The organism is Hymenobacter koreensis, from assembly GCF_039541855.1.
Lineage (GTDB): Bacteria > Bacteroidota > Bacteroidia > Cytophagales > Hymenobacteraceae > Solirubrum > Solirubrum koreensis.
Window position 1 is genome coordinate 145,431 of sequence record NZ_BAABHA010000015.1, and the last position, 25,856, is coordinate 171,286.

The window sequence follows — 25,856 nt, forward strand, 5'->3', positions numbered from 1 at the left end:
AAAACGGACCCTGCCGAAGCAAGGTCCGTTTTTCAACTGACAATTGACAACTACAATTACGCCGTGGTGCCTTCCTTCAAACGCTCGGCGCTTTCGGCCAGGCGCAGCTGCTCCACGAAATCGTCGATGTTGCCGTCCATTACCGAGCTCAGGTTGTACACCGTGTAGCCGATGCGGTGGTCGGTCACGCGGCCCTGGGGGTAGTTGTAGGTCCGGATTTTATCGGAACGGTCGCCGCCGCCAATCATGCTCTTGCGGGTAGCACCTTCGGCTTCGTTTTTCTTGGCCAGCTCAATCTCGTAGATGCGCGAACGGAGTACCTGCAGGGCTTTATCGAAGTTCTTGAGCTGCGACTTTTGGTCCTGGCACTGGGCCACAATGCCGGTGGGCAAGTGGGTGAGGCGCACCGCCGAGTAGGTAGTGTTTACCGACTGCCCGCCGGGACCCGACGACATAAACAAGTCCTTGCGCACCTCGTTCATGTCGATTTCCACGTCCAGCTCTTCGGCTTCGGGCATTACCACCACCGAGGCTACTGAGGTGTGAATGCGGCCCTGGGTTTCGGTGGCCGGCACGCGCTGCACGCGGTGCACACCCGACTCGAACTTGAGCTTGCCGTACACGTCTTCGCCGCGCAGGGCCAGGATAATTTCCTTGTAGCCGCCCGCCGTGCCTTCCATGGCGTCGATGAGCTCCATTTTCAGGTTGTGCTTTTCGGCGTAGCGCATGTACATGCGCTGCAGGTCACCGGCAAACAGGGCCGCTTCGTCGCCGCCGGCACCAGCCCGAATTTCCATGATGATGTCCTTGGAATCGTTCGGGTCGCGGGGCAGCAGCAGGTCCTTGATGTGGGCCTCCAGGCGTTCCTGCTCGGGCAGAAGCATGTCGAGCTCCTCCTTGGCCATTTCGCGGAACTCCTGGTCCTTTTCAGTGGCAATAACCTCGCGGGCGTTTTCGATGTTGCTAAGTACCTGCTGGTAGGCACGGTACTCCACCACAATCTTGTTGAGGTCTTTGTATTCCTTGTTCAGGGCCTTGTAACGCTTCATGTCGCTCATCACGTCTTGGTCCAGCAACTGCTGGCTCACGTCGTTAAAGCGCTGATTAATGGCCTCTAGTTTGTCGAGCATTGGTCATCGGGCGGTCCGCAATTGGGCGGTACCTTTGCAAAGGTACAAAACCCGCCGGGGCCGTAGGTTGGTTCCGCCCAAGGGTTTGCCACTTCCTTATGCGTTTTTCTCTGCTACTGCTGCCTTCGCTGGCCCTGGTGTTCCTTACTGCCGCTTGCCGCCCCGATCAGGTTGAGCACCTGGAAAACGGCCAGGCCATCGACCGGGAGGCCGAAAACTGGAAACCCAAACGCATTTTGCCCAACCAGCTGCTGGCCGCCGCCCACTGGGCCGGCGACTCGCTCACCCGCACCGCCGACCGGGCCTGGCGTGCCCAGCTAACCGAGCGCCTCCGCGCCGGCGGCGTGGAGGCTGCTCACCCTTTCTGCCAGCCCGAAAAGCTGCCCCAGGTGGTGGGCCTGGCCCGCGAGCTAGATGCTACCACCACCCGCCAGCTGCTGGCCCCGCGCTTTATTACCGAAGCCGATACCGTGCAGGTGCTGCGCCCCACCGCCGACGAATACGTGTTTCAGCAACCCCTGGTGATTTTACCCAACGACGTGTGCCTGAAGTGCCACGGCCAAGTGGGAACCGATATCAGCGCGGCCGACGCGCAGTTGCTGACTACCACGTACCCCAGCAAAAAGCTCACCGGCTACCAGCCCGGCCAGCTGATTGGCTTCTGGAAAATTTCCCTCACGCGCCGCGGCGTGGCCGCGCACTACACCATGAAAACCCGCAAGGTGTTTAAGCGCCGGTTCTAGGATTTATGGCCGCGTGGAGCAGAATTAACGATAAATTGCTCAGCTAACCCATCGATTATCGTTCCTATGCCGCGAAAGACGCAACCCTGGTATTATTTAGTGCTGCTATGTGTCTGGGCTCAGGTAGTCCCGGTTCAGGCCCAGGAGCGGGTTAAAGCCCAGCTGGCCTCGCTGGCCGAGTGCAGCCAAGTCGTTACAGCCGATAGCGTTATTCTGTTCTTTAACGCACGCTACGAACTAACGCCGGTGGCCTGCGCCGCTATCCGGCGGCACATACGACTGACTGCCGACGGCGATATGTACGGATCAGTAAGCGACTTTCGGGTGGGTAATGGACAGCTGCTGGCTCGGGCCACGTACAAGGAGGGTAGGTTGTACGGCCTGTATGAGCTGTTTTACTCCAGCGGGCAACTGGCCGTGCGCGGGCAGTATGAGCAAGGAATACGGTACGGCAACTGGGAGTACTGGTATGCTAACGGGCAGCCTTTGCAAGTTTTTCGCTTTCCTACGGACGGTACGACGCGCATCATTGCTTATTGGGATACCACTGGTAAGGCTATGGTTACCAATGGGCAAGGCGTATGGCAGGGCCAAACCGAACGCGGGCTGCACAGCGTTGGCAAAGTGCGCTTGGGGCTGCCCGATGGCCAGTGGCGAAGCTATCAGTCGGAAGGCAAGCAAGGCTTAACGGCAGTGGAGCTTTATGAAGGGGGGCGCTTTCGGAAGGGCAACTGGCAGGGAAACGGGCAGCGGCGCGTGCCGTATTTTCAGCCAGTTGTACAGCCCTTAACGCACAGCACCATTGAGCTGGCGAGTGCACTGAGACTAGGCTACAGTTGCAACGACCAAGCCCGACGGCAGCAGTTTGCCATGATGCAAGAGCATTTGCGTGTACCCAGCGTGGCTTTGGGTACGCGGCGGTACGCCGAGCGGCTCACCCAGCGCATGTTGCGTTACAGCGACACCCAATGGTACCAAGTGCTGCCAGACCGAGTGCGCGTCCGCGCCAGTTTGGATGCTGCCGGACAATTCATTGCCTTTGAGTCGGAGAACGAGGCCCTGAAGCAAATGCTTAAGCGCATGCTTACCCAACTCATGCCGCTGTGGAAACCAGCCGAATTTCGTGGAGTGCCGGTGCCGGGGTACGTTGATGTAGAATTTAACAAAGCCACGCGGATGTTCACCGTGCGCCCGGCCGCCCGCTTGCAACCCGAACAAGTGCCTCCGTTGCCGGTGCCTGATTTGATGTAAAGTAGGTACTATCCTTACCCGCAACCTGTCCACCTCAGCGGCCGGTTAACTGCCGAGTTACAATTACCTTCCGGGCAACAGAGCTTAATCATCATATCCGACTGGTGCTCGGAGCTACTTGTTCAGCAACCTCAGCTAACGAAACCCGCTAATACATATAGTTCAAACAGGACAAAAAGTCGTTTGAAGCATAATTTTTAACCAACCCAAAGGCAAACCAGGCCAGATGATAAGCAGGACGCTTACGATAGTGGTGGTTGCCGCAGGCGCCAACGTTACGGCCGTCGCTCAAACGCCGGCACCCGATAGCGCCCGGGTCATAAGTCTGGGTGAAGTAATCGTATCGGCGAGCCGTACTCCCGAACTCCGCGCCGCAGTACCGCAGCAAATAGAAGTACTATCGGCCCGCACCATTCGGCTGCTGAACCCGGCCACCACGGCCGATGCCTTGCAGCAAAGCGGCTGGGTGTACGTGCAGAAGTCGCAGCTGGGCGGCGGCAGCCCGGTGCTGCGCGGTTTTGAGGCCAACAAGGTGCTGCTGGTGGTAGATGGCGTGCGGCTGAACAACGCCATATTCCGCGGCGGCCACCTGCAAAACGTGTTGGGTATCGATGCCAACGTGCTCGGGCGCATTGAAGTCCTCAGCGGGGCCGGCGCCGTACCCTACGGCTCCGATGCCCTGGGCGGCGTTATTAGCGTGTACACCAAGCCGCCGCTGCTGGCCGACAGCGGCTCCACCACTCCGCGCGTACACACCAGCAACCTACTGCGCTACGCCAGCGCCGCCCACGAGAAAACCCTGCACACCGATGTAAGCCTGGGCTGGCGCCGCGTGGCCTCGCTCACAAGCGTAACCGTCACCGATTTCGACGACCTGCGCAAGGGCAACCGGGACTACAGATCTTACCCCGGGTTTGGCGAAAAACCGTTCTACGTGCGCCGCTTCGGCCTGCGCGACAGCGTGCTGGTAAACCCCGACCCCAACGTGCAGCGCGACTCCGGCTACGGCCAAATGGATGTACTGCAAAAGCTGCTTTTTCGTCCCGTGGCGCACCAGCAGCACCTGCTGAACTTGCAGTATTCCACCACCACCGACGTGCCTCGCTACGACCGATTGCAGGCGCTCCGCAACGGCTTGCCACGCTTTGCCGAGTGGAATTATGGCCCGCAGCGTCGCCTAATGGCCAGTTACCAGTACCAGTACACCCGCCCCAAGCGCCTGTTCGATGCCCTGCGCCTTACGCCCGCCGTTCAGCGGCTGGACGAAAGCCGGCTCGTACGGGACTTTCGCCGCGACGTGCGCCAAGAGAACCGCGAGCAGGTTCGGGTGCTATCGGCTAACCTCGACTTGAATAAAAGCTTGGGCCGTCACGAGCTGCGCTACGGTGCCGAAGTCACTCACAACCGCGTGCGCAGCACCGGCACCGGCGTGAACGTGCGCACCGGCGTGCAGCAAGACATTGCCACCCGCTACCCCAACGGGGCCACTTATGCCACTACCGGACTGTACGCAGCGCACCGCTGGCAGCTTACGCCCGCGCTAACCCTTTCCGACGGCTTGCGCCTGAGCACGGTGCGCCTGCGCGGCGACTTCGACCCGCGCTTCTTTAACACCACTGCCACCCGCATCCGGCAGTCCTCGGCCTCACTCGACGGCAACTTGGGCCTGGTAGCGCAGCTACCGGCGGGCTTCCGGGCAAGTGGTTTGGTGGCTACGGCCTTCCGCAACCCCAACGTAGACGACGCCAGCAAAACCTTCGAGCAAAACAACGGCACGCTCATTATCCCGAACGCCGGTCTGAAACCCGAACGCCTGCGCACCGCCGAAGTAGAGCTGTCGAAAACAGTGGAAAACCGGTTGCAAGTGGCCATTACCGGCTTTTACACCCAGCTGCGCAATGCCTTGGTGGTGCAGCCCTTTGCCGCCCCCGACGGTGGCAGCACCATTACTTTCAACGGCCAGACTTACACCACTGTGGCCAGCACCAACACCGGCCGCGCCCGCATCTACGGCTTCAGCGCCCGCGCCCTGGCTGAGTTCGGAGCCGGCTTCTCGGCCCAGGGCAGCATCAGCTACACCAAGGGCCGCGACCTTACCCGCGCCGTTCCTCTCGACCACATTCCGCCGCTCTACGGCCGCGGCGCCGTCAGCTACCGGCGTCGTTCCCTCACGGCCGAGGCCTCGGTACTGTTCAACGGCCGCAAGTGGGTGGGCGAGTTTAGCCCGTCGGGCGAAGACAACCTCGATCAGGCCACGCCCGTCGGTTCGCTGGGCTGGTACACGCTCAATTTGCGCACCGAATACCGGCTCACACCGCGCTGGGCCGTGCAGGCCGCTGTGGAGAATATTCTCGACCAAAGCTACCGGCAGTTTGCCTCGGGTATTAGCGCGCCGGGCCGCAACGTGGTGCTGGCCCTGCGGTTTGACCGATAGCGTTTCGGTGCCTGTTTCCCTGCGCCCTTTCGTGCCAAAAACGGCCCTGTTTTATACGAGTCAGTTGTGGTTTGACGTGCTGCTATCTACCAGCGTTTCCAATCCTTCGGTCATTCCTTTTATGAGTGTGCTTTCTCCCGAAATTCTGGCGCGTGCCAGCCGCGCCGCGCGCCGCGGGGAGTTTTTCCGGCCAGCCGAGTTGCTGCTGGCCCTCCCTGTTGTACTGCCCGCTGCGCCACCGTCGCAGGTTCGGGTGGGAGGAGTGTCTGTCCTGGGTATGTCCGTGGCCACGCGACCAGACCCCAAAGTTGCGGGCGTAGTAATTCTGACGTCGGAAGTAGCTTACCTGGACATGAATGGGCAGATGCAGCAACAACCGCTATCGGCCGCTACACCCATCCGGCTGGACTATGCCGGGCCCGCATCGGCCGCGTGGGAGTTAAGCTTGTTTGGCTCCGAACCACTTGCCGTCGAAAGCCACCTGCAGATAGGCACCTGGCCCCAGTTCCCAGTGCTGGTGCGGCACCCGCACCAAGAGCAAGTATTAATTCGTTTACTAGAAAGCTGGTACGAGCGGCGCATACCAGTGCGCGAAGTTTACTGTGGGCAGCGCACCATTCTGCTTGGGCTTAACCGCACGTATGAGGAAACGCAGGCACTGAAACAGCGCTACGGCATCACGCTGTACTAAAATCCCAACCTTCGGCCCGGTTTCGCAGTTTGCCGGGGGTATGACTCCTCCCGCTGAATCTGCCCAACTGCCCGTTATCATCATTGGCGCCGGCATGGCCGGCCTCACCTGCGCATGCTACCTGCATCGTGCCGGGCACCCGGTGCGCGTGCTTGATGCTGCCGATGCCGTGGGCGGGCGCGTGCGCACCGATGTAACGCCCGACGGCTTCCGCCTCGACCGCGGCTTTCAGGTGCTGCTCACCCGGTACCCCGAGGTGCAGCGCCTCATCGACTACGGCGCCCTGGAGCTAAAAGCCTTTACCTCGGGCGCCGTTATTCGCCTACCCAACGGCCGCGAAACCACCCTGCGCAACCCACTGAAACAGCCGCTTCGGGCGCTTTCGGCCGTAACGGCACCCATTGGCACCCTAGCCGACAAATTGCGAATCGTGAGCCTGGCCCAGCACGTGCGCCAGCACAGCAGCGAGGAGTTGCTGGCCCGCGAAGCCACCGATACCCTCACCTTCCTGCGCCGCTACGGCTGGAGCGAGCAGATGATTGACACCTTCTTCCGTCCTTTTTTCGGCGGCATTTATCTGGATCGGGAGCTGAGCACGGCCAGCAACTTCTTCGAGTTCGTGTTCAAGCAGTTTGTGGAAGGCGACGCCGCCGTGCCCGCCCGCGGCCTGCAAGCCATTCCCGAGCAGCTGGCGGCCCGCCTGCCCGCCGGTACCGTAGAGCTGCATGCCCGCGTAACCGCCATCGAAGGCCACACCGTGCATCTTGCCGATGGCCGCACCCTGCAAGGCCGCGCCGTGGTGCTGGCCACCGACGGCCCCGCCGCCCAGAAGCTCCTGCCCCAGCTAACCGCGCCCGAGCCCACGGCAGCCCGCCAAACCACCTGCACCTATTTCGCCGCCGACCGCTCGCCCGGTCGTGGCGACGGCCTGCTGCGCCTGAACGCGGCGCCCGGCTCCCTGGCCCACAACGTAGCTTTTCCTTCCGATGTGGCGCCGGAGTACGCGCCCGCCGGACAAGCGCTGGTATCGGTAAGCACCCACGGCCACTACGGCTTAAGCGACGACGAGCTGGCCGAGCGCCTGCGGCAGGAACTAACGGCGTGGTTTGGGCACGGCGTGGCCGGTTGGCGGCGACTGGGTACCTACCACATCGAGCACGCGCTGCCGGTATACGAAGCCGGCCAGCCGGTGCAGTTGCCCTTGCAGCTGGCCGAGGGCCTGTACCGCTGCGGCGACTGGGCATCGTATCCCTCGCTGAATGCGGCCATGGCCACGGGTCGGCAGGTGGCTGAGCAACTGCTAGCAGCGGGTTAAGCCAGCCCGGCGGTAATCAGAACAGCATTTCTTTTCCCGGCCACCGTGCGTATTACACCTGCCCGCACCAGCCGCAAAAAAGTAAATCAATGAAGGCGTTATTGCCAGTCGGCATCGGTGGTGGGGTGGCGCTGCACCCAGGCTTCCAGCTGGGCGGTGCGGGCCCGTTGGCGGGTTAGCTCGTACTGCAGCTGCTCCAGCCGTCGGCGCATGGCCAGCACCAGGTCCATGCCTTCGGGGTTCAGGTGGAGGTCGTGGTGGAGGCGGGCGAGGCGGGCCAGGTGTTCGGCTTCGTCTTCAATAAGCGGCTCGGGTGCCTCGTTCAGCCGAACCAAGCCCAGCTCGGCCAGCTCGCGTAGGCTGTCTTCAGAAAGGCCATATACGGTGGCGCATTCGTGAAACGTGAGGGTAATGAAGTGCGTGGTAGGCATGGCCGGAAGCGGTTACATATCCGATGAATAATTTCGAACGACACTAATAACCAGGCTACTGAGTGGGATGGTCCACGGTTTCGCCCCGCAGCTGGGCCAGCTGCCGAATCAGGGTTTTTTCCGGCTCCGAGAGCTGTTGCGGCAGCTGCACTTGCAGGCGCAGGTACAAGTCGCCGAACTGCCCGTTCTGGCGGTACACGGGAAAGCCTTTGCCGCGCAGGCGCAGCTTGGTGCCGTTGGCCGTTTCGGGCTTGAGCCTGATTTTAACCGGCCCCGACAGCGTTTCCACCACCTGCTCGCCGCCGAGCAGGGCCTTGTACAGGCTCACGGGTACGTCCATGGTGAGGTCGGCGCCGGTGCGTACGTAGCGGGCGTCGGGCCGAATGCGGAAGGTGATGAACAAGGAGCCGTTAGGCCCGCCGTTGCGGCCGGGCGCACCCTGGTCGCGCAGCCGAATGGTTTGGCCGTCGTCCACGCCGGGCTGAATGGTGATGCGCAGCTTTTTGTCGCCCACGGTTACGGTGCGCGGGCCGCCTTCGTACGCTTCTTCCAGGGTTAGCTCCATGTCGGCGCGGTAATCGTGCCCGGCCGCGGCGCGGGGGCCACCGGCACGGCCGCCGCCCATGTTGCCAAAAATGGAGCTGAAAAAATCGGAAAAGTCGCCGTCGTCGGCCCCAAAGCCCCCGCCAAAACCGCCACCTCCGCCGTAGCCCTGGCCCGCGTACTGCGACCAATCAAAGCCGCCGGCCTGGCCGCCGCGGCCGGCACCGGCCTGCTGGTAGCGCTGCCAGTCGGCGCCCAGCTGGTCGTACTTGCGGCGCTTTTCGTCGTCGCTGAGCACCTCGTTGGCCTCGTTCACCTCCTTGAACTTGCGTTCGGATTCGGCGTCGTTGGGGTTTACATCGGGGTGGTATTGGCGGGCCAGCTTGCGGTAGGCCTTTTTGATCTGGTCTTTGGTCGCGTTTTTATCGACTCCCAAAACCTTGTAATAGTCTTTGTAGTCCATGGCGGAAAACGATGATCGGGTGCTGAAGGAAGAAGGCAACGAAGCGTTGGCAAGTCTGCCCACATGCAGTTGCCGCTAACCCAATTACTTCTTGAGCGGATCGTGGCCCCAGTTCATGAGCGAGTGGCGCCAGCGGGAATCCTTCACGTCCTCGGCGTGCTGCGGGCCCTGGGCCAAATGGCGGCTAATATAGCTGTGCACCTTGTGCATGTGCTGCTCGTCGTCGGCGGTGAGGTCGGCCTTGTTCTTGTGCAGAATTTCCACGATGCGCCGGCCCGAATGACGGCCGATGCTTTCCCCGTCGCCGCTGTCCTGCCCAACCGCCTTCGACTCGTCGGTTTGCAGCCACTTTTCTAATTCGGAGGCGCTCATGTTTACGTCGTGTTTGAACTGTTCGTAAGGGTTGGCGGCGAGTGACATACGGAAAAAACAAGGATGAAAAAGGCAGTAGGTGGCGTTGGCCCGTTTGTTGCAAAACGCACCCGGCGCCTAGTGGGTTATCAGGAGAAAAATCAACTCCAATAAGTCGCGGCTGCTTCGTAACTTACCTCTCCTCATTTCCCTCCCTTTTTCTACCCTTATGAAGTTGTTTTCGACCTTTCTAACGCTGGCTCTGCTGGCCCTGGGCCTGTCGACGCAAGCCCAAACCAAACCCGCCGCGCGCCGCACCCCGCCGCCGCGTCCGGTACTGAAAAACGCCGGCGTACGCGACGGCGTGACGATGACCGAGGGCAAGGTTATGCACACCCAAAACGGCCACACCGCTGCCCTCTCAGAGCCCTTAACGCTGGTTAACGGCACCAAGATTAACGTCGATGGCACCGTGACCATGACCGACGGCCGCACCGTGACGCTGGTAAACGGCGACTACATGTCGCTCAGCGGCCGCCTGACCACCGCCGCCATGAAGGCCGAGCAGGACAGCCTTATTCAGGCGGCCAAGCTGGACCCCAAAGGCAAAATGAAAATCAAGAAGAAGGGCAAAAACTAATGTGTTTCCGGCCGGCGCGTTGCCAAGGCCGGTACGCCTTTTTGCTTAGTAAAAAAGCCCGTGGCACCATGCCACGGGCTTTTTCTATTGTAGTCAAGCTCGGCTACTTCGTGTAATCAGTCAAAATCAAACGCACTTCGGCCTCGTCCTTAGCCTCCACTATTTCGTCGATGACGAATTGCACTTCGGCCTCGTTCCAGCCCTGCTGCTCGGCCGCTTTTACAAACTGGCTGAGGGCCTGAAACCGGTCGGTTTCGGCGGACGGAGGCGTCCAGATTACTTTTTTGCGGATGCGCATAAGAAGGAGCTACGGCGAAAAGAGCGAGGTTATTTACCGCGGGCGGGCTTTATCACCCGCAGCGTTACGGGGGCCACGCCGTTGTCGATGATATCGATTTTACGAGCGGCTTTCTTGGAGAGGTCGATGATGCGGCCGGGCACGTGCGGGCCGCGGTCGTTCACGGTTACTTTCACCGAGCGGTTATTGCGGGGGTTGGTTACGCGCACCACGGTGCCAAAAGGCAGGGTTTTGTGCGCGGCCGTCATCTTACCGGGGCGGTACGGTACGCCGCTGGCGGTTTTGCGTCCGTTGAACTTATCGGCGTAAAACGAGGCCTTGCCCGACTCGGTAAAGCCCTTGCTACCGGCGCAGCTGGCCAGTAAGGCAGTGCCGGCCAGCAACAGCCCCAGGCGGCGAGCAACAGTGATGGTGGAAAGCGGAAGCGAGGTAAAACAAGTCATAAGCAAACTTAAGATCGGAAATTCGGAGCCGGCACCGGCCGGTGTGGCCTCAGCGGGTAGCCTTGCCCGCGCCCGACTTCGCCGGGGGCGGAATGCGCATGGCCAGCAGCTGCTCAAACGAACCCTGGTACACGTTAAAGTCCACCGGCCCGCGAATCCCGGGCACGTGGGCTTCGTCGGAATGCTGCCAGATAATCCAGCGGTTGGGGTTCAGGGCGGGCTTCTCCACCTCGTAGTGCGCCAGCCACAGCGGGTACTTATCGAAATGCCCGGCGAGGTAGCGTTGGTAGAAACTGTGGTTGGAGTACAAGATGGGCCGCACGCCGTAATGGCGCTCCACCAGCCGCAGCCACGTGGCAATGTTGCGGCGCATAACGGCCACGTCGTGAAACTCCATGGCCTCTACATCGAGCACGGGCGGCAGGTCGCCGGGGGCCAGCGGCACGGTTTTCACGAACAGATTGGCTTGCTCGGTGCCGTCGTAATTCGGCTGAAAAAAGTGGTAGGCGCCGCAATACACGCCGGCCGCCCGGGCCTCGCGCCAGTTCCGGGCGAAGCGCTTGTCGCGCAAGCTCACGCCTTCGGTAGCTTTAATGAAGGCGAACCGAACCCGTTGCTGCGCCACCTCCGGCCAATCGATGCGGCCCTGGTAGGAGGAAACGTCGATGCCGTGTACCGAGTAGCCGGTTAGCAGCGGCGTTTTTTCGCGGCCTGTAAGCGTATGCGCGGTAAACGAGGCCCAGGCGCGGCGGGCGTAGCGGTGCAACTGCCGCCGGTAGTGCCAGTACACCAGCCCCGAAGCCAGCGTACCCAGCAGCAGCACGTACAGCAGCACACGGCGCCACGGCGCACCCTTAGGGCGACGCGAAGAGCGGACAGCGGACGTACGTCGGGAACGAGTCATGCAAGCACAGGCCAAGAGCAAAGATAACGCTGCTTACCCGGCTGCGCGTGCCTTGGCGTGGCAAAGGATGCCGGGGAAGCCGTACTTTTAGCCTCCTCCTAACCACCGCAACCATGGCTGATGTCCGCACCGAACGCTCCGGGCCACTGGCTTTACTCATCGGTTTCGGCTGCTTTGTAGTGTTTGAAACGGTGGTGTTTTTTCTGCTGCGCTGGCTGGTATCGGGCTTGGGCGAGAGCAACCAATACCAGCCCGAAAACACGATTACCGCCAACTGGGTAAAAACCAGCGTATTTTTGCTGCTGCACCTGATTTTGCTGGTGGTAGCCGTACTCACCATCAGCAACGCGCTGCCGCGCCGGTTCCGGGGCCAAATAATGGGCTGGTTTTACCTGGCGTTGGTTACCATGTTTCTGCTGCTGTGGCCGCTGTTTGAGTAGCATCTGGCAAAGCTCAACCGGAACGTTAGGCCACAAAAAAGCCGCTGCGGCGAGGCAGCGGCTGTGAAACCATGAGGTGCCGGTCGGTCCCGGCGTTATATATAGGCAAGTGAGAGAAGCGTTCGGCCAGCGGGCAGGTTAGCGCCGCTTAATGTCGATTTCGCGGTGGCGGTCGGCGGGGTTTTCGAACGGAATGCGCACACGTAGCTCACCGTCTTCGTGCACCGCATCAATGCGGTCCAGGTCGAGGGACGGGGGCAACTCGAAGGTGTGCACGAACAACGGGGCGGCCAGTTTGGCCTCGGGTTCGTGGCGGTACTCGGCGTACACCGTCAGGCGGTTGTTATCGAGCACCACGTGAAAAGTTTCGGGGCGAACCGACGGCGCGGCCACGCTAATCACCACGCCTTTCGCCTGCTTGTCGAGCTTCAGGCGTGGCTGAGCTACCCCACCGCCCAAGGTGTTAAGCAAGTCGAGCTGGGGCAAGAAATTGCGGATGGTATTTCGGCTGATCAGGTTCATAGTCAAGGTCCTCGTTCTGTGAGTCAGGAGCTTATAGACAAACAGTGTACCAACATTGAATGTTGCCGAATAGTAGGCGTGCCGAGCAGTTGGGGCGTCAAAATGGCGTCTATAGGCCCTGGTTTACTGCCAGGCAGCGCCAGCTTGGCAGCCCGGCCGTGGTGGCTTGCGTATAGCCCCTAGTCTCCCCATTCATTGCCGTGCTATGCCGCCTTTCCACACCCTTACTACGCCGCGCACAGCGCGCTACCTGCTGCTTGGGCAGCCCTCCGCAAACGTGCGCGCCGTGTGGTTCTGCCTCCACGGCGCCGATGAATCGGTAGAAGACTTGGCTGAGCAGTTGGCCCCGCTGGCTGAGAATTCGGACCTGCTGCTGGTGCTGCCCGAGGCTCTTTCGCGCTACACCCTGCCGCCCCTTACTCCCCACGAAGCCCCGCGTGTGGCTGCCGCTTGGCTGGCACCTGGCAGCGGCGACCTACTGCCCGACCTTACCGACCTCACGGCGTACCTCGATGCCCTAGCCGAAGAAGTGCTGGCCCACTGCCCACCCAACACGCCCGTTACCGTGCTGGGCTGCGGACAGGGTGCCGCCGCCGCGTGCCGTTGGCTCTCAGGTAACCGCGTAAACTACGAGCGGCTGGTGCTTTACGCCGCCGTGTTTCCACCCGATTTTGACCGCCGCGCCACGCTGGTTTCACTGCCCGAACGCCCGGTAACAGTGGTGGCCACCACCGTGGACACGCTTACTCCGGAAGCTGCCGGCGAGGGTTTGCTGCAGGATTTGCTTGATGTAGGCCTGCCCGCTGGGCTGCGGCACGTTACGCCCGGCCGCATTACGTTAGCCGCCCTCAGCCCCGTGGAACCTACGGGCGCTACGCATCAATCGGCTCCAAACCCGACAGCATAAGTGCAAAGCCTCGCAGCAAACGGCGCTCTGCTATTCCGCCGCTGGCAGCTTGAAGTGAGGGTTCTGGATGATGCCCAGCAAGTTACCGAACGGGTCCTGCACGGTAGCTACCAAAATACCTTCGCCTACGTCGCGCACGGCTTCGTGCTCGTGGGCGCCAAGGCTTAGCAGCCGAGCATACGCGGCGTGGGCATCCGGCACTCCCCACAAGGGAATAGGGCCGCACTGGCCCGCTACCGGGGCGTTTGGGTCAAGGCCAAGCTCATAGCCAGCTACGTTAAAGCCAACGTAAAATGGCTCGTCGAAGTACGGTTTCTGGCCCAGCACGGCGCTATACCAAGCTTTGGCGCGGTTTAAATCCCCGACGGGGTACACGGTGGTGCGTAGGCCTTGAAACATGATTTGGCTCGAAATGAAATGCTAAATACAATAGCAATATACTAAAATATATGATACATTGGCGTCTGAACCAACGCAGCGTCAATCAAATGAAAACCCTGAAGAAAATCGGCCTCGGCTTATTGGGCCTTGTTGTGGTGTTGGCTGTGGTAGGCATGTTGTTGCCGCGGCACGTGCACGTAGAACGGTCGTTAACCATGCAAGCCCCGCCGGCCGTGGTTTTTGAACAGGTTAATACCCTGCAAAACTGGGAAGCTTGGTCGCCGTGGCACAAGCTAGACCCCAACATGCAGCTGACGTACGCCGGGCCCGCGGCCGGTGCGGGCGCCAGCTACAGCTGGCTCAGCCAAATGTCAGAAGTGGGCAACGGTACCCTGCGCATTCTGCACGCCATACCTCATTCGCGCATCGACACCGAAATGGTTTTTGATGACAACGGGAAGGGGCAAGCAAGCTACTTTTTCACGTCCACGCCCCAGGGCACCAAAGTCACCTGGACCATGGACACCGATTTAGGCCTGAACCCCGTCGGCCGCTACGTGGGCCTGTTCATTGAGGGCTGGGTAGGGCAAGACTACGAGCGGGGTTTGCGCAACCTGCAGCAAGTGGTAGAAGGCAACTCAGAAGCTAAGCAGCTGACAGCGAATTCGCAGCAAAAAGCATCGGCCACAAATTAGTGGCTAAACACCTCCGGCAGAGGCCGGGGCTAGCGTAGTTTTGTGTTCTTATCCTGTACAGCATGGCTGATAAACGACCCGCTGCTCTCGGCTTCATTTTCGTAACCCTGCTCATCGATGTTATTGGGTTCGGTATCATCATTCCGGTACTGCCTAAGCTCATCGGGCAGCTTATTGGGGGTAACCTGAGTGATGCTTCCCGGTACGGTGGCTGGCTGCTGTTTGCCTTTGCTATCATGCAGTTCCTGTTTTCGCCCGTGCTCGGTAACCTCTCCGACCGGTACGGCCGGCGGCCGGTGCTGCTGTTTTCGTTGTTTGGTTTCGGCCTCGATTACCTGTTTCTGGCCTTTGCACCCACCATCGGCTGGCTATTCGTGGGTCGGCTGATTGCGGGCATTACGGGTGCCAGCATGACGACTGCTTCGGCCTACATTGCCGATATCAGCACGCCGGAAAAGCGGGCCCAAAACTTCGGGCTGATTGGCGCCGCGTTTGGCTTAGGCTTTATCATCGGGCCTGTTATCGGGGGCTTACTCGGTCAGTATGGGGCGCGGGTACCGTTTTTGGCCGCTGCGGGCTTGGCCCTGCTCAACTGGCTTTACGGCTACTTTGTGCTGCCCGAGTCTCTGGATTTGGCGCATCGTCGGCCCTTCGACCTGAAACGTGCCAATCCGGTCGGCTCACTGCTGCAGTTGCGGCGGTATCCGGTCATCTTGGGGCTGGTGGGCTCGTTGGTGACGGTGTACATAGCGGCCCATGCCACGCAAAGCACGTGGTCGTACTACACCATGGAAAAATTCGGGTGGAACGAGGCCTGGGTGGGTTATTCGCTCGGGGCCGTGGGACTAATGGTGGCCATCGTACAAGGCGGGTTGATTCGGGTTATCAACCCCAAGCTTGGTCCAAGCCGCTCGGTGTATATAGGTTTGGCGCTGTATGCGTTGGGTTTCGCGCTGTTTGCTTTTGCCTCGAAGGGCTGGATGATGTTTGCGTTTTTAGTGCCGTACTGCCTGGGCGGCATTGCCGGACCGGCGCTTCAAGGCATTATGTCGGGGCAAGTGCCGGCCAACGAACAAGGCGAGCTGCAAGGCGCGCTTACTAGCCTCATCAGCGCTACGTCCATCATTGGGCCGCCGCTGATGACCAATCTGTTTGCCTACTTTACGGGTAAAGAAGCACCGATTTACTTCCCTGGTGCCCCGTTCCTGATGGGGGCCGTGCTGACAGTCGTGAGCGTGCTGCTGGCCATGCGCTCATTGGCTAATTACACCCCGGCAGCGGTTGAGAAAGAGGCAGAAACGGTGGTTGCGCATTAGCTTCGCTGGCTGATTCGTGGTTTCTGTTCCGTCCGTTATGCTACACCTTCGCCGCGCTGTTATTTCTGATCTGCCCGCCATAATGGCTATTGTGCGCCGCGTGGTGCCGCTCATGCAGGCAGCGGGCAATTTCCAGTGGGAAGCCAGCTACCCTAACGAAGAGGTGTTTCGGCAAGACATAGACAAACAGCAGCTTTGGGTAGCTGAATTTGAAGGTCAGGTAGCCGGCGTGGCTGCCCTCACCACCGACCAGGACCCCGAATACGCCCAAGCCGACTGGGACCCCACCGCCCAGGCCATCGTAACTCACCGCCTTGCCGTCGACCCCAATGTGCAGGGCCAAGGCGTAGCGGCCGCGTTGCTGCAGCAAGCCGAAGTACTGGCGCGCGAAACCGGCCTGAACCTGCTGCGCGTGGATACCAACTCTGAGAATCTGGCCACCCAGCGCCTGTTTCCGAAACTAGGCTACCGCTTTGCTGGCGAAATCACCTTGGCATTTCGGCCGGGCCTGCGCTTTTACTGCTACGAAAAGCAACTGCCCACGTAGCGCCACGAACCCTGTGCATATAGAAGTATAAACCGAAAGCCGGTTACCGCAGATGCGGCAACCGGCTTTCGGTTATTAGCAAGTTATTGAAGACGTTACTCTTGCACCGCCACGTTCTGAAAGCGACCGGACACTGTGACGTTGCACGTGCTGAGGCTGCCCAGCGGACGGAAAGGGTCGGCGGCACCGGGCATGCTCACTTGGTACGTGCCGCTAATGAGTTTGCGGCCGCTGTCGTAGCTACTGATGGTAAGTTCGCCCTGGGTTGCGTGGTCAGCCGCATCGTAGAAAGTATAGCGGGTGCCAGTGCCTTCCTGGCGGGAGTAGGTGTAGCGCACCTGTGCTCCTGCAGTGCTAGCTGTGCTGCGTAGCGAGTACGTGCCCGCATAGGCAGCCGTAAGCGTGCTGCGGTCGAGGGTAAAGTGGATGTGGTCCTCGGTGGGTCGCACGCCAATCGACAGCGTTAGGGCCGAAGGCGTTAGCCGGGCTTCGGTTTGCACGGTAGAAGCGGGGTGCAGGGCCATAACCGTTTGCGACAGCGCCGCAAAGTGAAAAGAGCGGTTCAGGGTAGCCTCTGCCTCGGGAGCTGGTTCCGTTTTAGGCGTGGGGGTTTCGGTATCGTTACAGGCCGAAAGGGAAATGGCTGTCAGGGCAACGAGGGGCAATAGTAAGCGTTGGTAAAGCATGGGGGCAGGGTTTGCGGAGAGAAGTAATTCTGCCAGCCGGATTTGCCAACACGGTGCCAAGCCCCATTTTTGGTGGCTCACATAATCATGTGATGTACTGAGAAAACGTCTTTTCTAGCCCTTGAGCCGGGAATTATGCTGGCAGGAAATACAGATAAGGGTATAAACAGTCAGCCATTAATCGGGCTGTGAGCTAGGTCAGCAGGTTTTGCGCGTGCAGCCAGTCGAAGATAAGCTGATCGACGGGCGACACCGTGGGCCGGTCACGGTAGCGGAGCCACACCACTTCTTCGATTTCGGCGGCGGGTTGCAGCGTACCCTGGTAGCGGGCCGTGTAGCAGGTCATACGCACCACAATACCCGCGGCGTGGCCGTGCGCCTGGGCCTCAAACGTGCCCACATAGTGCAGCGACTCGGGCAGTAGGTCCACGGTTAGCTCCTCCTTGATTTCGCGCAGCAGCGTCTGGGCATCGGTTTCGCCGGCTTCGCGCTTGCCGCCGGGAATGTAGTACCGGTCTTTGCCGCGGCTGCGGGTGCTCAGTAGCTGGCCGTTTTCCAGGTGCAGCCACGCGAGTTTATCAATGAAGCTCATGCCCGCAAGTTCGGCAGGTAGTCTTGAAAGGCGTTACGCCACTTGCGCTACTCCAGGGCTGAGCACAGCTAGTTGCGCTCGGAATCAGCTGCTTTTGCTGGAATCGTAAGTTAGAGTGCTTCTCGGGGCTGAACCCATCCGAAACCCCACCCGCGCTCCGGCTGTTAACCGTACTTCACCCCGAAGCCCTTCGGCTCCTCTTATGTCAGCAACTCTGTTTACGCCGCTTACCCTGCGCGGCATCACGTTTAAAAACCGCATTGCCGTGTCGCCGATGTGCGAATACAGCAGCGAGGATGGCTTCGCCAACGACTGGCACCTGGTGCACTTGGGCAGCCGCGCCGTGGGCGGCGCCGGCCTCATCATTTCCGAAGCCGCGGCCGTGTCGCCGGAAGGCCGCATCACGCCCGACGACCTGGGTATCTGGAAAGCGGAGCACGTGCCGTTTTTGCAGCGCATCACGGCTTTCATAGAGTCGCAGGGTTCCGTGGCGGGCATTCAGTTGGCCCACGCCGGCCGCAAAGCCAGCCACGCCAGCCCGTGGAAAGGCGGTGCCGAAGTTCCACCGGCCGCCGGTGGCTGGCAAACCGTAGCTCCCAGCGCCGTGCCGTTTACCACCGGCGAAACCGCGCCGTTGGCTTTGGATGCAGCCGGTATCGGGAAAGTCATTGCCGATTTCCGCGCCGCAGCCGTTCGTTCGCTCGAAGCCGGGTTCAAGGTGATTGAGCTGCACGCGGCGCATGGCTACTTGCTGCACGAGTTCATGTCGCCGCTTAGCAACCAGCGCACCGACGAGTACGGCGGCTCATTTGAAAACCGCATTCGGCTGTTGCTGGAGGTAACCGCAGCCACCCGCGAAGTATGGCCCGCCGAATACCCGCTGCTAGTGCGCATTTCCGCTACCGACTGGACCGAAGGCGGCTGGACCGTGGAGGACTCCGTAGCCCTGGCGGCCGTGCTCAAAACCCGCGGCGTAGACTTAATCGACTGCTCTACCGGTGGCAACGTGCCCGCGGCCCAAATTCCAGTTGGGCCCGGCTACCAAGTGCCGTTTGCCGAGCGCGTGAAAAAGGAAACCGGTATGCCCACCGGCGCCGTGGGTCTGATTACCACCGCGCAAGAAGCCGAAACTATCGTCAGCCAGGGCCAGGCCGACATGGTGCTGCTGGCCCGCGAGCTACTACGCGACCCGTATTTCCCGCTGCACGCCGCGCACGAGTTGGGTGTAGATGTACAGTGGCCCGACCAGTACCTGCGCGCCAAGCCGCGTCTCCGGCAGTAGTAGCGGATAGAGAGGACTGAGTAAAAATCTGTCGTCCTGACGCAGGAAGGACCTTGCCACGCGGAAACGAGTCGTTGTTACGATGGTCGTTCAGCGGTGATAAGGTCCTTCGCTGCGCTCAGGATGACGGGCGGTTAAAGCTACTTTTTACTCGTGCCAGGTACCGAATTTCCCAGCCTGGTAATCCTGGTAGGCCTGCTTGATTTCAGCTTCGGTGTTCATCACGAACGGTCCGTAGGCCACAATGGGCTCGTTAAACGGCTGGGCGTGGCCGAGCAGCAGCACCGCATCGGTTAGGGCCTCTATGTGCAGCTCGTCGCCTTCCGGGCCGAACTCGGTGAGGTAACGGGCTTCGGTTTCCTGGCCGTTCACGCGCAGCTTACCCCGAATAGTGTAGAAGAAAACGGTGTTTCCGGTGGGAACGGGTAGCGTAACCTGGCTGCCGGCCTGAAACTCCACCGTAGCCAAGTGAATGGGCGCCAGCGGCTGCACGGCACCCGGCGTGCCGGCCCACTCACCCGATACAGCGTGCAGCGTTACGCGGCCTTCGTCGAGCTTTACTTCTGGAATGTCGGGCTTTTGCAGGCCGATGTATTTCGGCTGCACCATTTTATGCTTGGCGGGCAGGTTCACCCAGAGCTGCAGAATTTCCAGGTCGCCGCCGCGCTGTTTGAACTGGTCGGAAGAAATTTCGGAGTGAATAAGGCCGCTGCCGGCCGTCATCCATTGTATGCCGCCGGCCTCAATTACGCTTTGGTGGCCACCGCTGTCCTGGTGCATAATGTCGCCGGCCAAAATGAAGGTCACGGTTTCGAAGCCCCGGTGCGGGTGCGGGCCGAAGGGCAGGCCGCGGTTGTTGGGGCGGTATACCTGCGGGCCGTGGTGGTTAAGGAACAGGAACGGGTCGATGTGGTCGATAGCCTGCGTGGGCAGGGCCCGGTAGGTAACCAAATCGGCAATGGGCGCGCTTACGGCGCGGTGCTGGCGGGTGACGGGACGCAACATAGGCTGGTAGATGAGGACTTTGCGGAGCCGAACGCCCGGCTCTGGGGCGCTTGCTCCTGAAACCATACCCCAAGGCGGCGAATAAGTTTAGCCAAGACACTGGCAAGGCTTTTTAAGCGCCGCATGAACGGGCCAAATCCCTATCTTGAGCCCCAAATATCCCCTCCACTCATTCCCTCTTTATGCGTACTACTGTTTCTTTTACCCGCCGCCTGGGGGCATTGCTGCTCCTGGCCAGCCTGAGCTTTACGGCCGCCACTGCCCAGCAGAAACCGGCTAAGCTCACCAACGGCACTCCCACCGTTACCACCTCCGACGGCGTAAAGCTCTTCGTGAAAGTATCGGGCCAGGGCCGCCCGTGCGTGTTCGTGCACGGCGGGCCCGGCGCCGGCAGCTACAGCTACGAGGCCCTGGGTGGCCGGGCGCTGGAAGACCAGCTGCAAATGATTTACCTCGACCAGCGCGGCAGCGGCCGGTCGCCCTCCGATCCGCAGAAAAACTACGCCCTCACGCGCCTCGTGCAGGATCTGGAAGATACCCGCCAGCAGCTCGGCCTCGAAAAATGGACGCTGATGGCCCACTCTTTCGGCGGCATTATTGCCACGGAATATGCGCGCCAGCACCCCACCCGCGTGGAGGCGCTTATTCTGGTGAACAGCATCCTGAACCTGCCGGCCTCCATGGAAAGCATGGCCAGCTACGGCTACACGCTGCTGCCCGCCGAAGGCCGTCCGCCCCTGGACCCCGCCGCCCCACTGCCCCAGCGATGGGGCATGGTCGTGGGCATGCTAAACCAGCAAAAACTCATGGGCAAGCTGCAGTACTCCACCGATTCGGCCGCGGCCCGCGCCAACCAGGTAGCCCGCAGCGTGGAAACCAACCGCGAGCTGTCGGGCCAGGTGTTTCGCTACCCCGAGTTTGTGCAGGACCTCACGCCCGCCTCGGCCCAGCTTACCATGCCCGTGCTGGTAATTGCTGGCCGCGAAGACCACACCACCGGCCCCGAGCATCACAAAGCCTTTAAGTTTCCGAAGCAGCAGGTAGTGGTGCTGCCCGGCCGCCACAATGCCTTCCAGGAAACGCCCGCCGAGTTTAAGCAGGCCGTTACGGCTTTCGTGGGCAAGCTGCCCAAGGCTAAAAAGTAGGCCTGTTTCGCTTTCTTTTAACCATAAACCGGCCCCGCTGCAAGTAGCAGCGGGGCCGGTTTGGTTTTGCAGTGTAGCAAGCGTTAAAGGTGGTTTGAACTGGCTTTGGGGCGGCACGCCCCGAGCGGGAAGCCAAGCCGCGTAGCTTATTGCCGACTCCGGTATTGGCTTGATTTGCAAACAATCAGCCATTTGCAGCGCTAAATGGCAGGAGTAGCGCCGCAAAAACCTTTTCCAACGCAAAACTCCCCACGCAGCTTAACTTGCCTGAGCGAGTCTTTCCCCTGTTTGTCCTTTTCGCACCGCTCCATGCAAACCCCCCGTTACCCTATACCAAGCGCCTTGGTGCTGGCCAGCGCCCTGGCTTTGGCCGGTTGTGCTTCCAGCAAGCCCGCCCCCACCACTGCTGCGGCCACGCCCGCTCCGGCCGCTACTCCCGCGCCTAACGACTTCCTGGCCGGCATTCCGGCTACCAGCGAAGGCCGCAGCATTAACGTGGCCGACATGGACCGCAGCGTTTCGCCCTGCGACGACTTCTTTCGCTTCTCGGGCGGAAACTGGCTCAAGAACAACCCGGTGCCCTCGTACACCACGCGGTGGGGCCCGCGCAACTTGCTCGGCGACCGTACCCAAACCCTGCTGCGCCAGATTCTGGAGGAATCCGCTCGTACGTCGGCGCCCAAGGGCTCGAACCAGCAAAAGGTGGGGGACTTTTACGCCTCCGGCATGGACTCCACCGCGCTGGAAACAGCCGGCCTGAAATACCTGAAGCCCGAGCTGGCGCGCATTAACGCCGTGAAGGACCTGAAAAGCCTGCAAACCGAAGCAGCGCGGCAGCTCACCCTGGGCACGGGCGCCTTCTTCCGCGCCGGCGTGGGCCCCGACCGCAAACAGAGCACGGTGTACGCCGTGAATCTGTCGCAGGGCGGTTTGGGAATGCCCGACCGCGACTACTACCTGAAGGACGACGCCCGCTCCAAGGCCATTCGCTCGGCCTACACCAATTACATGACGAATACCTTCAAGCTGCTGGGCGACGACGACGCCACGGCCAGCAAGAAGGCGGCCGCCGTGGTGCGCGTGGAAACCCGTTTGGCGCAGGCTTCCAAAGACCGCGTGGCCCTGCGCAACCCGCAGGCCAGCTACAACAAGATGACGGTGGCCGAAGCCAACGCGCAGTTCCCGAACCTGGGCCTGCCCGCCATGCTGGCTCAGAATGGCCTCGGCGCCGCCAAAGAGGTAATTGTAGGTCAGCCCGACTTCTTCAAGGAGCTGAGCGCGGTGATGAAAACCGAGCCGCTGGCCGACCTCAAAACCTACATGGCGTGGCAGCTGGTTAGCTCCCTGCCCTCGGCCTTGCCCAAAGCTTTCAGCGACGAAGCCTTCCGCTTTCAGCAGGTAATGAGCGGGGCCAAGCAGCAGCCGGTGCGCTGGAAACGCATGTTGGCTGCCACCGACGGCGCCCTTGGAGAAGCCTTCGGCCAGCTCTACGTCGACAAAGCTTTTTCGCCCGAAGCCAAGCAGAAGGCCCTGACGATGGTCAACGACATCAAAGCGTCGATGGCCTCGCACATTCAGAGCAACACCTGGATGAGCGACGCAACCAAGCAGGAAGCCTTAAAAAAGCTGAACGCCTTGCGCGTGAAAATTGGCTACCCCGACCAGTGGAAGGACTACTCCACGCTGAGCATCTCGCGCGAGTCGTACCTGAAAAACCTGCTGGCCGTGCGACAGTGGAATTACCGCCAGAACGTGAAGAAGTTCGGCGGGCCTATTGACCGCAATGAGTGGGGCATGACGCCCTCCACCATTAACGCGTACTACAACCCGCCAATGAACGAAATCGTGTTTCCGGCCGGGTACCTGCAGCCGCCGTTCTTCGACCCCGAAGCCGACGACGCGGTGAACTATGGCGCTATCGGCGGCGTAATCGGCCACGAAATCACCCACGGTTTCGACGACCAGGGCCGCCAGTACGACTCGGAGGGCAACCTGCGCGACTGGTGGACCAAGGCCGACGGCGAGGAGTTTACGCGCCGCGCCGCCGTGGTTGGCAATCAGTATTCAGCCTTCCAGCCGCTCGACTCGGTGTACGTGAACGGCAAGCTGACCATGGGTGAAAACCTGGCCGACTTTGCCGGCCTGACGGTGACCTACGGCGCCCTGCAAAAGCGCCTACAGGAAAAGTACGGCGACGCCCCACGGCCCAAAATCGACGGCCTCACGCCCGAGCAGCGCTTTTTCCTCTCGTGGGCCCAGCTGCGCCGCTCTAACATTCGGCCCGAGGCCCTGCGCCAGCAGATCCTCACCGATCCGCACTCCCCCGACCAGTACCGTACGCTGGGGCCGCTCATGAACATGCCGCAGTTCTATCAGGCTTTCGGCTGCCAGCCCGGCCAGAAAATGGTGCGCCCCGACGCCGAGCGCGCCGTTATTTGGTAACTCAACGCAAGTTCCCCACCTCGGTCGAGGTGGGGAACTTGCGTTAACGCGAATAGTTTTTACTTCACACCCCTTCACTTTTCCCATTACTCTATGCTTTCCCACCGTTTCTTTTTGCTGACCCTAGGCACGGCTGCCGGCCTGGCTTTGGGCGGCTGCGCTTCCAGCACGCCAGCCACCGCGCCGGCTACCACCGCGGCGTCCACCACCGAAACAACGACCACGGCTACCGCATCGGCCGGCCCGATTTTGCCGGGCGTAGGTCTGGATCCTAACAACGTTGACAAGTCGGTGTCGCCCTGCGACGACTTCTTCCAGTACGCCTCCGGTACCTGGCTGAAGAACAACCCCGTGCCGGCCGCCGAGTCGCGCTGGAGCTCCTGGAACGGCCTGATCAACCAGAACGAGGCCGTGATGCGCCAGATTCTGGAAACGTCGGCCGCCAATACCTCGGCCCAAAAAGGCTCGAACCTGCAAAAGGTGGGCGACTTTTACGCCACGGCTATGGACTCGATGGCCATTGAAAAAGCCGGCCTGAAGTACCTGCAGCCCGAGCTGGCCCGCATAAACGCCGTGAAAGACCTGAAGGGCTTGCAGAGCGAATTGGTGCGCGCCCAGCGCATGCAAACCCGCTCCGTATTCGGATTGGGCGTGAACCAGGACCGCAAAAAGAGCACCGAGTACGCCCTGTACCTCAGCCAAGGCGGCCTCACCCTGCCCGACCGCGACTACTACCTGAAGGACGACGCCCGCTCGAAAACCATCCGCTCGGCCTACACTACCTACCTGACCAACATGTTTAAGATGTTGGGCGACAAGGAAGCGACGGCGGCTAAAAACGCAGCTACGGTGCTGCGCATTGAAACGCGCCTAGCCAAAGCCAGCAAGGACCGCGTGGCCCTGCGCGACCCGTACGCCAACTACAACAAGATGACGGTGGCCGAGGCTAACGCGCAGTTCCCGAACCTGGGCCTGACCACCATGCTGCCCGCTATGGGCCTGGGCTCGGCCAAGGAAGTTATTGTGGGCCAGCCGGAGTTTCTGAAAGAAGCCAGCGCCGCCCTCAAGCAGGAGCCGCTTTCCGACTGGAAAACCTACCTGCGCGCCCACTTGGTGAATTCGGTGGCGTCGGCGCTGCCCAAGGCGTTTGTCGACGAGTCGTTCCGGTTCCAGCAAGTGCTGACGGGCGCCAAGCAGCAGCAGCCACGCTGGAAGCGTATGCTCCGGGCTACCGATGGCTCGTTGGGCGAAGCCTTCGGCCAACTCTACGTGGACAAGGCCTTCAAGCCCGAAACCAAGCAGAAGGCCATGGAGATGGTGCAAAACATCAAGGAGGCCATGGGCGAACATATCCAGAACTTGGAATGGATGAGCCCAGCCACCAAGACGGAGGCCATGAAGAAGCTAAATGCCTTCACGGTGAAAATCGGCTACCCGGATAAGTGGAAGGACTATTCGGCTCTGAACATTTCGCGCGAGTCGTACCTGAAGAACATGCTGGCCGCCCGCGAGTGGGAGTTTAAGGACAACGTAAGCCGCTACGGCAAGCCCATTGACCGGTCGGTGTGGGGCATGACGCCGCCCACGGTTAACGCCTACTACAACTCTTCGCTCAACGAGATTGTGTTCCCGGCCGGCATCATGCAGCCGCCCTTCTTCGACCCCAACGCCGACGACGCCGTGAACTACGGCGGCATGGGCGCGGTAATCGGCCACGAAATCACCCACGGTTTCGACGACCGCGGCCGCCAATCCGACGCCGAGGGCAACCTGCGCGACTGGTGGACCAAGGAAGATGCCGCCGAATTCACGAAGCGCGCCGACATGGTGGGCGCGCAGTACTCGGCCTTCCAGCCGCTCGATTCGGTTTTCGTGAACGGTAAGCTCACCATGGGCGAAAACCTCGCTGACTTCGGTGGCCTGGCCCTGGCTTACTCGGCGCTGCAAAAGCAGCTGCAGAAGCAGTACGGCAGCAACCCGCGTCCGCAGTACGACGGCTTCTCACCCGAGCAGCGCTTCTTCCTCGCCTGGGCGCAGGTATGGCGCACGAATGCCCGCCCCGAGTACCTGCGCCAGCAAGTGCTTACCGACCCGCACAGCCCCGCGCAGTTCCGTACGAACGGCCCGCTGATGAACATGCCTGAGTTCTTCGACGCCTTCGGCTGCAAAGAGCAAGGCAAGATGGTGCGCAAGCAAAACGAGCGTGCCCGTATCTGGTAAGTTCATCGTTGCCCATGCCCCAAAGCCGGTTTGCACCTT

Annotated in this window: 27 protein-coding genes; 15 read left to right on the forward strand and 12 right to left on the reverse strand. The window is 60.9% G+C overall.

Annotated elements, in window-relative coordinates:
- Positions 1-56: 56 nt before the first annotated feature.
- A complete protein-coding gene (gene prfA / locus ABD903_RS19390; protein ID WP_345226963.1) occupies positions 57-1,130 on the reverse strand; it encodes a peptide chain release factor 1 in 1,074 nt (357 codons plus the stop codon).
- Between the two features lie 98 nt (positions 1,131-1,228).
- Between prfA and ABD903_RS19395 the strand changes: the two genes are divergently transcribed.
- The 5 genes from ABD903_RS19395 (at position 1,229) to ABD903_RS19415 (ending at position 7,564) form a co-directional block, all read left to right on the forward strand.
- Entirely contained in the window at positions 1,229-1,873 is a 645-nt protein-coding gene (locus ABD903_RS19395; protein ID WP_345226964.1) for a c-type heme family protein, read from the forward strand.
- A gap of 66 nt (positions 1,874-1,939) precedes the next feature.
- A complete protein-coding gene (locus ABD903_RS19400) occupies positions 1,940-3,124 on the forward strand; it encodes a toxin-antitoxin system YwqK family antitoxin (RefSeq protein WP_345226965.1) in 1,185 nt (394 codons plus the stop codon).
- A 250-nt stretch (positions 3,125-3,374) separates the two neighbouring features.
- Complete coding sequence (locus ABD903_RS19405; RefSeq protein WP_345226966.1) at positions 3,375-5,558, forward strand: TonB-dependent receptor plug domain-containing protein; 2,184 nt, start codon at positions 3,375-3,377, stop codon at positions 5,556-5,558.
- Between the two features lie 121 nt (positions 5,559-5,679).
- On the forward strand, positions 5,680-6,249 hold the full coding sequence (locus ABD903_RS19410) for a hypothetical protein (protein WP_345226967.1): 570 nt from the start codon (positions 5,680-5,682) through the stop codon (positions 6,247-6,249).
- A 40-nt stretch (positions 6,250-6,289) separates the two neighbouring features.
- Complete coding sequence (locus tag ABD903_RS19415) at positions 6,290-7,564, forward strand: protoporphyrinogen/coproporphyrinogen oxidase (protein ID WP_345226968.1); 1,275 nt, start codon at positions 6,290-6,292, stop codon at positions 7,562-7,564.
- A gap of 98 nt (positions 7,565-7,662) precedes the next feature.
- Here the strand turns inward: ABD903_RS19415 and ABD903_RS19420 are convergent, their stop codons facing one another.
- The 3 genes from ABD903_RS19420 to ABD903_RS19430 form a co-directional block, all read right to left on the reverse strand.
- On the reverse strand, positions 7,663-7,995 hold the full coding sequence (locus tag ABD903_RS19420; RefSeq protein ID WP_345226969.1) for a chaperone modulator CbpM: 333 nt from the start codon (positions 7,993-7,995) through the stop codon (positions 7,663-7,665).
- Between the two features lie 55 nt (positions 7,996-8,050).
- Positions 8,051-9,001, reverse strand: coding sequence for a DnaJ C-terminal domain-containing protein (locus ABD903_RS19425; protein WP_345226970.1), 951 nt, complete (start codon positions 8,999-9,001; stop codon positions 8,051-8,053).
- Positions 9,002-9,085: 84 nt separating this feature from the next.
- Complete coding sequence (locus tag ABD903_RS19430; RefSeq protein ID WP_345226971.1) at positions 9,086-9,421, reverse strand: DUF3140 domain-containing protein; 336 nt, start codon at positions 9,419-9,421, stop codon at positions 9,086-9,088.
- A gap of 160 nt (positions 9,422-9,581) precedes the next feature.
- Between ABD903_RS19430 and ABD903_RS19435 the strand changes: the two genes are divergently transcribed.
- Complete coding sequence (locus ABD903_RS19435; protein ID WP_345226972.1) at positions 9,582-9,992, forward strand: DUF6799 domain-containing protein; 411 nt, start codon at positions 9,582-9,584, stop codon at positions 9,990-9,992.
- Between the two features lie 103 nt (positions 9,993-10,095).
- On the opposite strand, the gene ABD903_RS19440 is transcribed toward ABD903_RS19435, so the two are convergent.
- The 3 genes from ABD903_RS19440 to ABD903_RS19450 are packed head-to-tail and all read right to left on the reverse strand — an operon-like array spanning position 10,096 to position 11,637.
- Entirely contained in the window at positions 10,096-10,290 is a 195-nt protein-coding gene (locus tag ABD903_RS19440; protein ID WP_345226973.1) for a hypothetical protein, read from the reverse strand.
- A 29-nt stretch (positions 10,291-10,319) separates the two neighbouring features.
- A complete protein-coding gene (locus ABD903_RS19445; RefSeq protein WP_345226974.1) occupies positions 10,320-10,733 on the reverse strand; it encodes a septal ring lytic transglycosylase RlpA family protein in 414 nt (137 codons plus the stop codon).
- Between the two features lie 49 nt (positions 10,734-10,782).
- Positions 10,783-11,637 carry a glycoside hydrolase family 25 protein gene (locus ABD903_RS19450; protein WP_345226975.1) on the reverse strand — a complete coding sequence of 285 codons (855 nt, stop codon included), beginning with the start codon at positions 11,635-11,637 and terminating at the stop codon, positions 10,783-10,785.
- Between the two features lie 113 nt (positions 11,638-11,750).
- Here ABD903_RS19450 and ABD903_RS19455 point away from each other — a divergent pair, with 113 nt between their 5' ends.
- Positions 11,751-12,077, forward strand: coding sequence for a hypothetical protein (locus ABD903_RS19455; RefSeq protein ID WP_345226976.1), 327 nt, complete (start codon positions 11,751-11,753; stop codon positions 12,075-12,077).
- 138 nt (positions 12,078-12,215) lie between these two features.
- Here the strand turns inward: ABD903_RS19455 and ABD903_RS19460 are convergent, their stop codons facing one another.
- On the reverse strand, positions 12,216-12,599 hold the full coding sequence (locus tag ABD903_RS19460; RefSeq protein WP_345226977.1) for an Hsp20/alpha crystallin family protein: 384 nt from the start codon (positions 12,597-12,599) through the stop codon (positions 12,216-12,218).
- 205 nt (positions 12,600-12,804) lie between these two features.
- On the opposite strand from ABD903_RS19460, the gene ABD903_RS19465 reads away from it, so the two are divergent.
- Positions 12,805-13,506, forward strand: a complete 702-nt coding sequence (locus ABD903_RS19465) for an alpha/beta hydrolase (protein WP_345226978.1) — start codon at positions 12,805-12,807, stop codon at positions 13,504-13,506.
- Positions 13,507-13,536: 30 nt separating this feature from the next.
- On the opposite strand, the gene ABD903_RS19470 is transcribed toward ABD903_RS19465, so the two are convergent.
- A complete protein-coding gene (locus tag ABD903_RS19470) occupies positions 13,537-13,905 on the reverse strand; it encodes a VOC family protein (RefSeq protein ID WP_345226979.1) in 369 nt (122 codons plus the stop codon).
- Positions 13,906-13,955: 50 nt separating this feature from the next.
- On the opposite strand from ABD903_RS19470, the gene ABD903_RS19475 reads away from it, so the two are divergent.
- The 3 genes from ABD903_RS19475 (at position 13,956) to ABD903_RS19485 (ending at position 16,445) form a co-directional block, all read left to right on the forward strand.
- Positions 13,956-14,582, forward strand: coding sequence for an SRPBCC family protein (locus tag ABD903_RS19475; RefSeq protein ID WP_345226980.1), 627 nt, complete (start codon positions 13,956-13,958; stop codon positions 14,580-14,582).
- A 62-nt stretch (positions 14,583-14,644) separates the two neighbouring features.
- Positions 14,645-15,898, forward strand: a complete 1,254-nt coding sequence (locus ABD903_RS19480; RefSeq protein ID WP_345226981.1) for a TCR/Tet family MFS transporter — start codon at positions 14,645-14,647, stop codon at positions 15,896-15,898.
- 37 nt (positions 15,899-15,935) lie between these two features.
- Positions 15,936-16,445 (forward strand): GNAT family N-acetyltransferase, encoded by a 510-nt coding sequence (locus ABD903_RS19485; protein WP_345226982.1) that lies wholly within the window; start codon positions 15,936-15,938, stop codon positions 16,443-16,445.
- 95 nt (positions 16,446-16,540) lie between these two features.
- Here the strand turns inward: ABD903_RS19485 and ABD903_RS19490 are convergent, their stop codons facing one another.
- The gene (locus ABD903_RS19490) at positions 16,541-17,131 is read right to left on the reverse strand and encodes a hypothetical protein (protein WP_345226983.1); all 591 of its coding nucleotides are present in this window, start codon (positions 17,129-17,131) and stop codon (positions 16,541-16,543) included.
- A gap of 193 nt (positions 17,132-17,324) precedes the next feature.
- Positions 17,325-17,723, reverse strand: a complete 399-nt coding sequence (locus ABD903_RS19495; protein WP_345226984.1) for an NUDIX hydrolase — start codon at positions 17,721-17,723, stop codon at positions 17,325-17,327.
- Positions 17,724-17,925: 202 nt separating this feature from the next.
- Between ABD903_RS19495 and ABD903_RS19500 the strand changes: the two genes are divergently transcribed.
- On the forward strand, positions 17,926-19,005 hold the full coding sequence (locus ABD903_RS19500; protein ID WP_345226985.1) for an NADH:flavin oxidoreductase/NADH oxidase: 1,080 nt from the start codon (positions 17,926-17,928) through the stop codon (positions 19,003-19,005).
- A gap of 147 nt (positions 19,006-19,152) precedes the next feature.
- Here ABD903_RS19500 and ABD903_RS19505 read toward each other — a convergent pair whose 3' ends face one another.
- On the reverse strand, positions 19,153-20,007 hold the full coding sequence (locus tag ABD903_RS19505) for a pirin family protein (RefSeq protein WP_486334024.1): 855 nt from the start codon (positions 20,005-20,007) through the stop codon (positions 19,153-19,155).
- Between the two features lie 185 nt (positions 20,008-20,192).
- Between ABD903_RS19505 and ABD903_RS19510 the strand changes: the two genes are divergently transcribed.
- The 3 genes from ABD903_RS19510 (at position 20,193) to ABD903_RS19520 (ending at position 25,817) form a co-directional block, all read left to right on the forward strand.
- The gene (locus ABD903_RS19510; protein WP_345226987.1) at positions 20,193-21,155 is read left to right on the forward strand and encodes an alpha/beta fold hydrolase; all 963 of its coding nucleotides are present in this window, start codon (positions 20,193-20,195) and stop codon (positions 21,153-21,155) included.
- A gap of 309 nt (positions 21,156-21,464) precedes the next feature.
- Positions 21,465-23,597 carry a M13 family metallopeptidase gene (locus tag ABD903_RS19515; protein WP_345226988.1) on the forward strand — a complete coding sequence of 711 codons (2,133 nt, stop codon included), beginning with the start codon at positions 21,465-21,467 and terminating at the stop codon, positions 23,595-23,597.
- Positions 23,598-23,690: 93 nt separating this feature from the next.
- The gene (locus ABD903_RS19520; RefSeq protein WP_345226989.1) at positions 23,691-25,817 is read left to right on the forward strand and encodes a M13 family metallopeptidase; all 2,127 of its coding nucleotides are present in this window, start codon (positions 23,691-23,693) and stop codon (positions 25,815-25,817) included.
- Positions 25,818-25,856 lie beyond the last annotated feature (39 nt).

What these genes read in the sequence shown, in the direction of transcription:
- prfA (WP_345226963.1), bottom strand. Translation starts at nt 1,130, where the DNA reads ATGCTCGACAAACTAGAGGCCATTAATCAGCGCTTTAACGACGTGAGC.
- ABD903_RS19395 (WP_345226964.1), top strand. Translation starts at nt 1,229, where the DNA reads ATGCGTTTTTCTCTGCTACTGCTGCCTTCGCTGGCCCTGGTGTTCCTT.
- ABD903_RS19400 (WP_345226965.1), top strand. Translation starts at nt 1,940, where the DNA reads ATGCCGCGAAAGACGCAACCCTGGTATTATTTAGTGCTGCTATGTGTC.
- ABD903_RS19410 (WP_345226967.1), top strand. Translation starts at nt 5,680, where the DNA reads ATGAGTGTGCTTTCTCCCGAAATTCTGGCGCGTGCCAGCCGCGCCGCG.
- ABD903_RS19415 (WP_345226968.1), top strand. Translation starts at nt 6,290, where the DNA reads ATGACTCCTCCCGCTGAATCTGCCCAACTGCCCGTTATCATCATTGGC.
- ABD903_RS19420 (WP_345226969.1), bottom strand. Translation starts at nt 7,995, where the DNA reads ATGCCTACCACGCACTTCATTACCCTCACGTTTCACGAATGCGCCACC.
- ABD903_RS19425 (WP_345226970.1), bottom strand. Translation starts at nt 9,001, where the DNA reads ATGGACTACAAAGACTATTACAAGGTTTTGGGAGTCGATAAAAACGCG.
- ABD903_RS19430 (WP_345226971.1), bottom strand. Translation starts at nt 9,421, where the DNA reads ATGTCACTCGCCGCCAACCCTTACGAACAGTTCAAACACGACGTAAAC.
- ABD903_RS19435 (WP_345226972.1), top strand. Translation starts at nt 9,582, where the DNA reads ATGAAGTTGTTTTCGACCTTTCTAACGCTGGCTCTGCTGGCCCTGGGC.
- ABD903_RS19440 (WP_345226973.1), bottom strand. Translation starts at nt 10,290, where the DNA reads ATGCGCATCCGCAAAAAAGTAATCTGGACGCCTCCGTCCGCCGAAACC.
- ABD903_RS19445 (WP_345226974.1), bottom strand. Translation starts at nt 10,733, where the DNA reads ATGACTTGTTTTACCTCGCTTCCGCTTTCCACCATCACTGTTGCTCGC.
- ABD903_RS19450 (WP_345226975.1), bottom strand. Translation starts at nt 11,637, where the DNA reads ATGACTCGTTCCCGACGTACGTCCGCTGTCCGCTCTTCGCGTCGCCCT.
- ABD903_RS19455 (WP_345226976.1), top strand. Translation starts at nt 11,751, where the DNA reads ATGGCTGATGTCCGCACCGAACGCTCCGGGCCACTGGCTTTACTCATC.
- ABD903_RS19460 (WP_345226977.1), bottom strand. Translation starts at nt 12,599, where the DNA reads ATGAACCTGATCAGCCGAAATACCATCCGCAATTTCTTGCCCCAGCTC.
- ABD903_RS19465 (WP_345226978.1), top strand. Translation starts at nt 12,805, where the DNA reads ATGCCGCCTTTCCACACCCTTACTACGCCGCGCACAGCGCGCTACCTG.
- ABD903_RS19470 (WP_345226979.1), bottom strand. Translation starts at nt 13,905, where the DNA reads ATGTTTCAAGGCCTACGCACCACCGTGTACCCCGTCGGGGATTTAAAC.
- ABD903_RS19475 (WP_345226980.1), top strand. Translation starts at nt 13,956, where the DNA reads ATGATACATTGGCGTCTGAACCAACGCAGCGTCAATCAAATGAAAACC.
- ABD903_RS19480 (WP_345226981.1), top strand. Translation starts at nt 14,645, where the DNA reads ATGGCTGATAAACGACCCGCTGCTCTCGGCTTCATTTTCGTAACCCTG.
- ABD903_RS19485 (WP_345226982.1), top strand. Translation starts at nt 15,936, where the DNA reads ATGCTACACCTTCGCCGCGCTGTTATTTCTGATCTGCCCGCCATAATG.
- ABD903_RS19490 (WP_345226983.1), bottom strand. Translation starts at nt 17,131, where the DNA reads ATGCTTTACCAACGCTTACTATTGCCCCTCGTTGCCCTGACAGCCATT.
- ABD903_RS19495 (WP_345226984.1), bottom strand. Translation starts at nt 17,723, where the DNA reads ATGAGCTTCATTGATAAACTCGCGTGGCTGCACCTGGAAAACGGCCAG.
- ABD903_RS19500 (WP_345226985.1), top strand. Translation starts at nt 17,926, where the DNA reads ATGTCAGCAACTCTGTTTACGCCGCTTACCCTGCGCGGCATCACGTTT.
- ABD903_RS19510 (WP_345226987.1), top strand. Translation starts at nt 20,193, where the DNA reads ATGCGTACTACTGTTTCTTTTACCCGCCGCCTGGGGGCATTGCTGCTC.
- ABD903_RS19515 (WP_345226988.1), top strand. Translation starts at nt 21,465, where the DNA reads ATGCAAACCCCCCGTTACCCTATACCAAGCGCCTTGGTGCTGGCCAGC.
- ABD903_RS19520 (WP_345226989.1), top strand. Translation starts at nt 23,691, where the DNA reads ATGCTTTCCCACCGTTTCTTTTTGCTGACCCTAGGCACGGCTGCCGGC.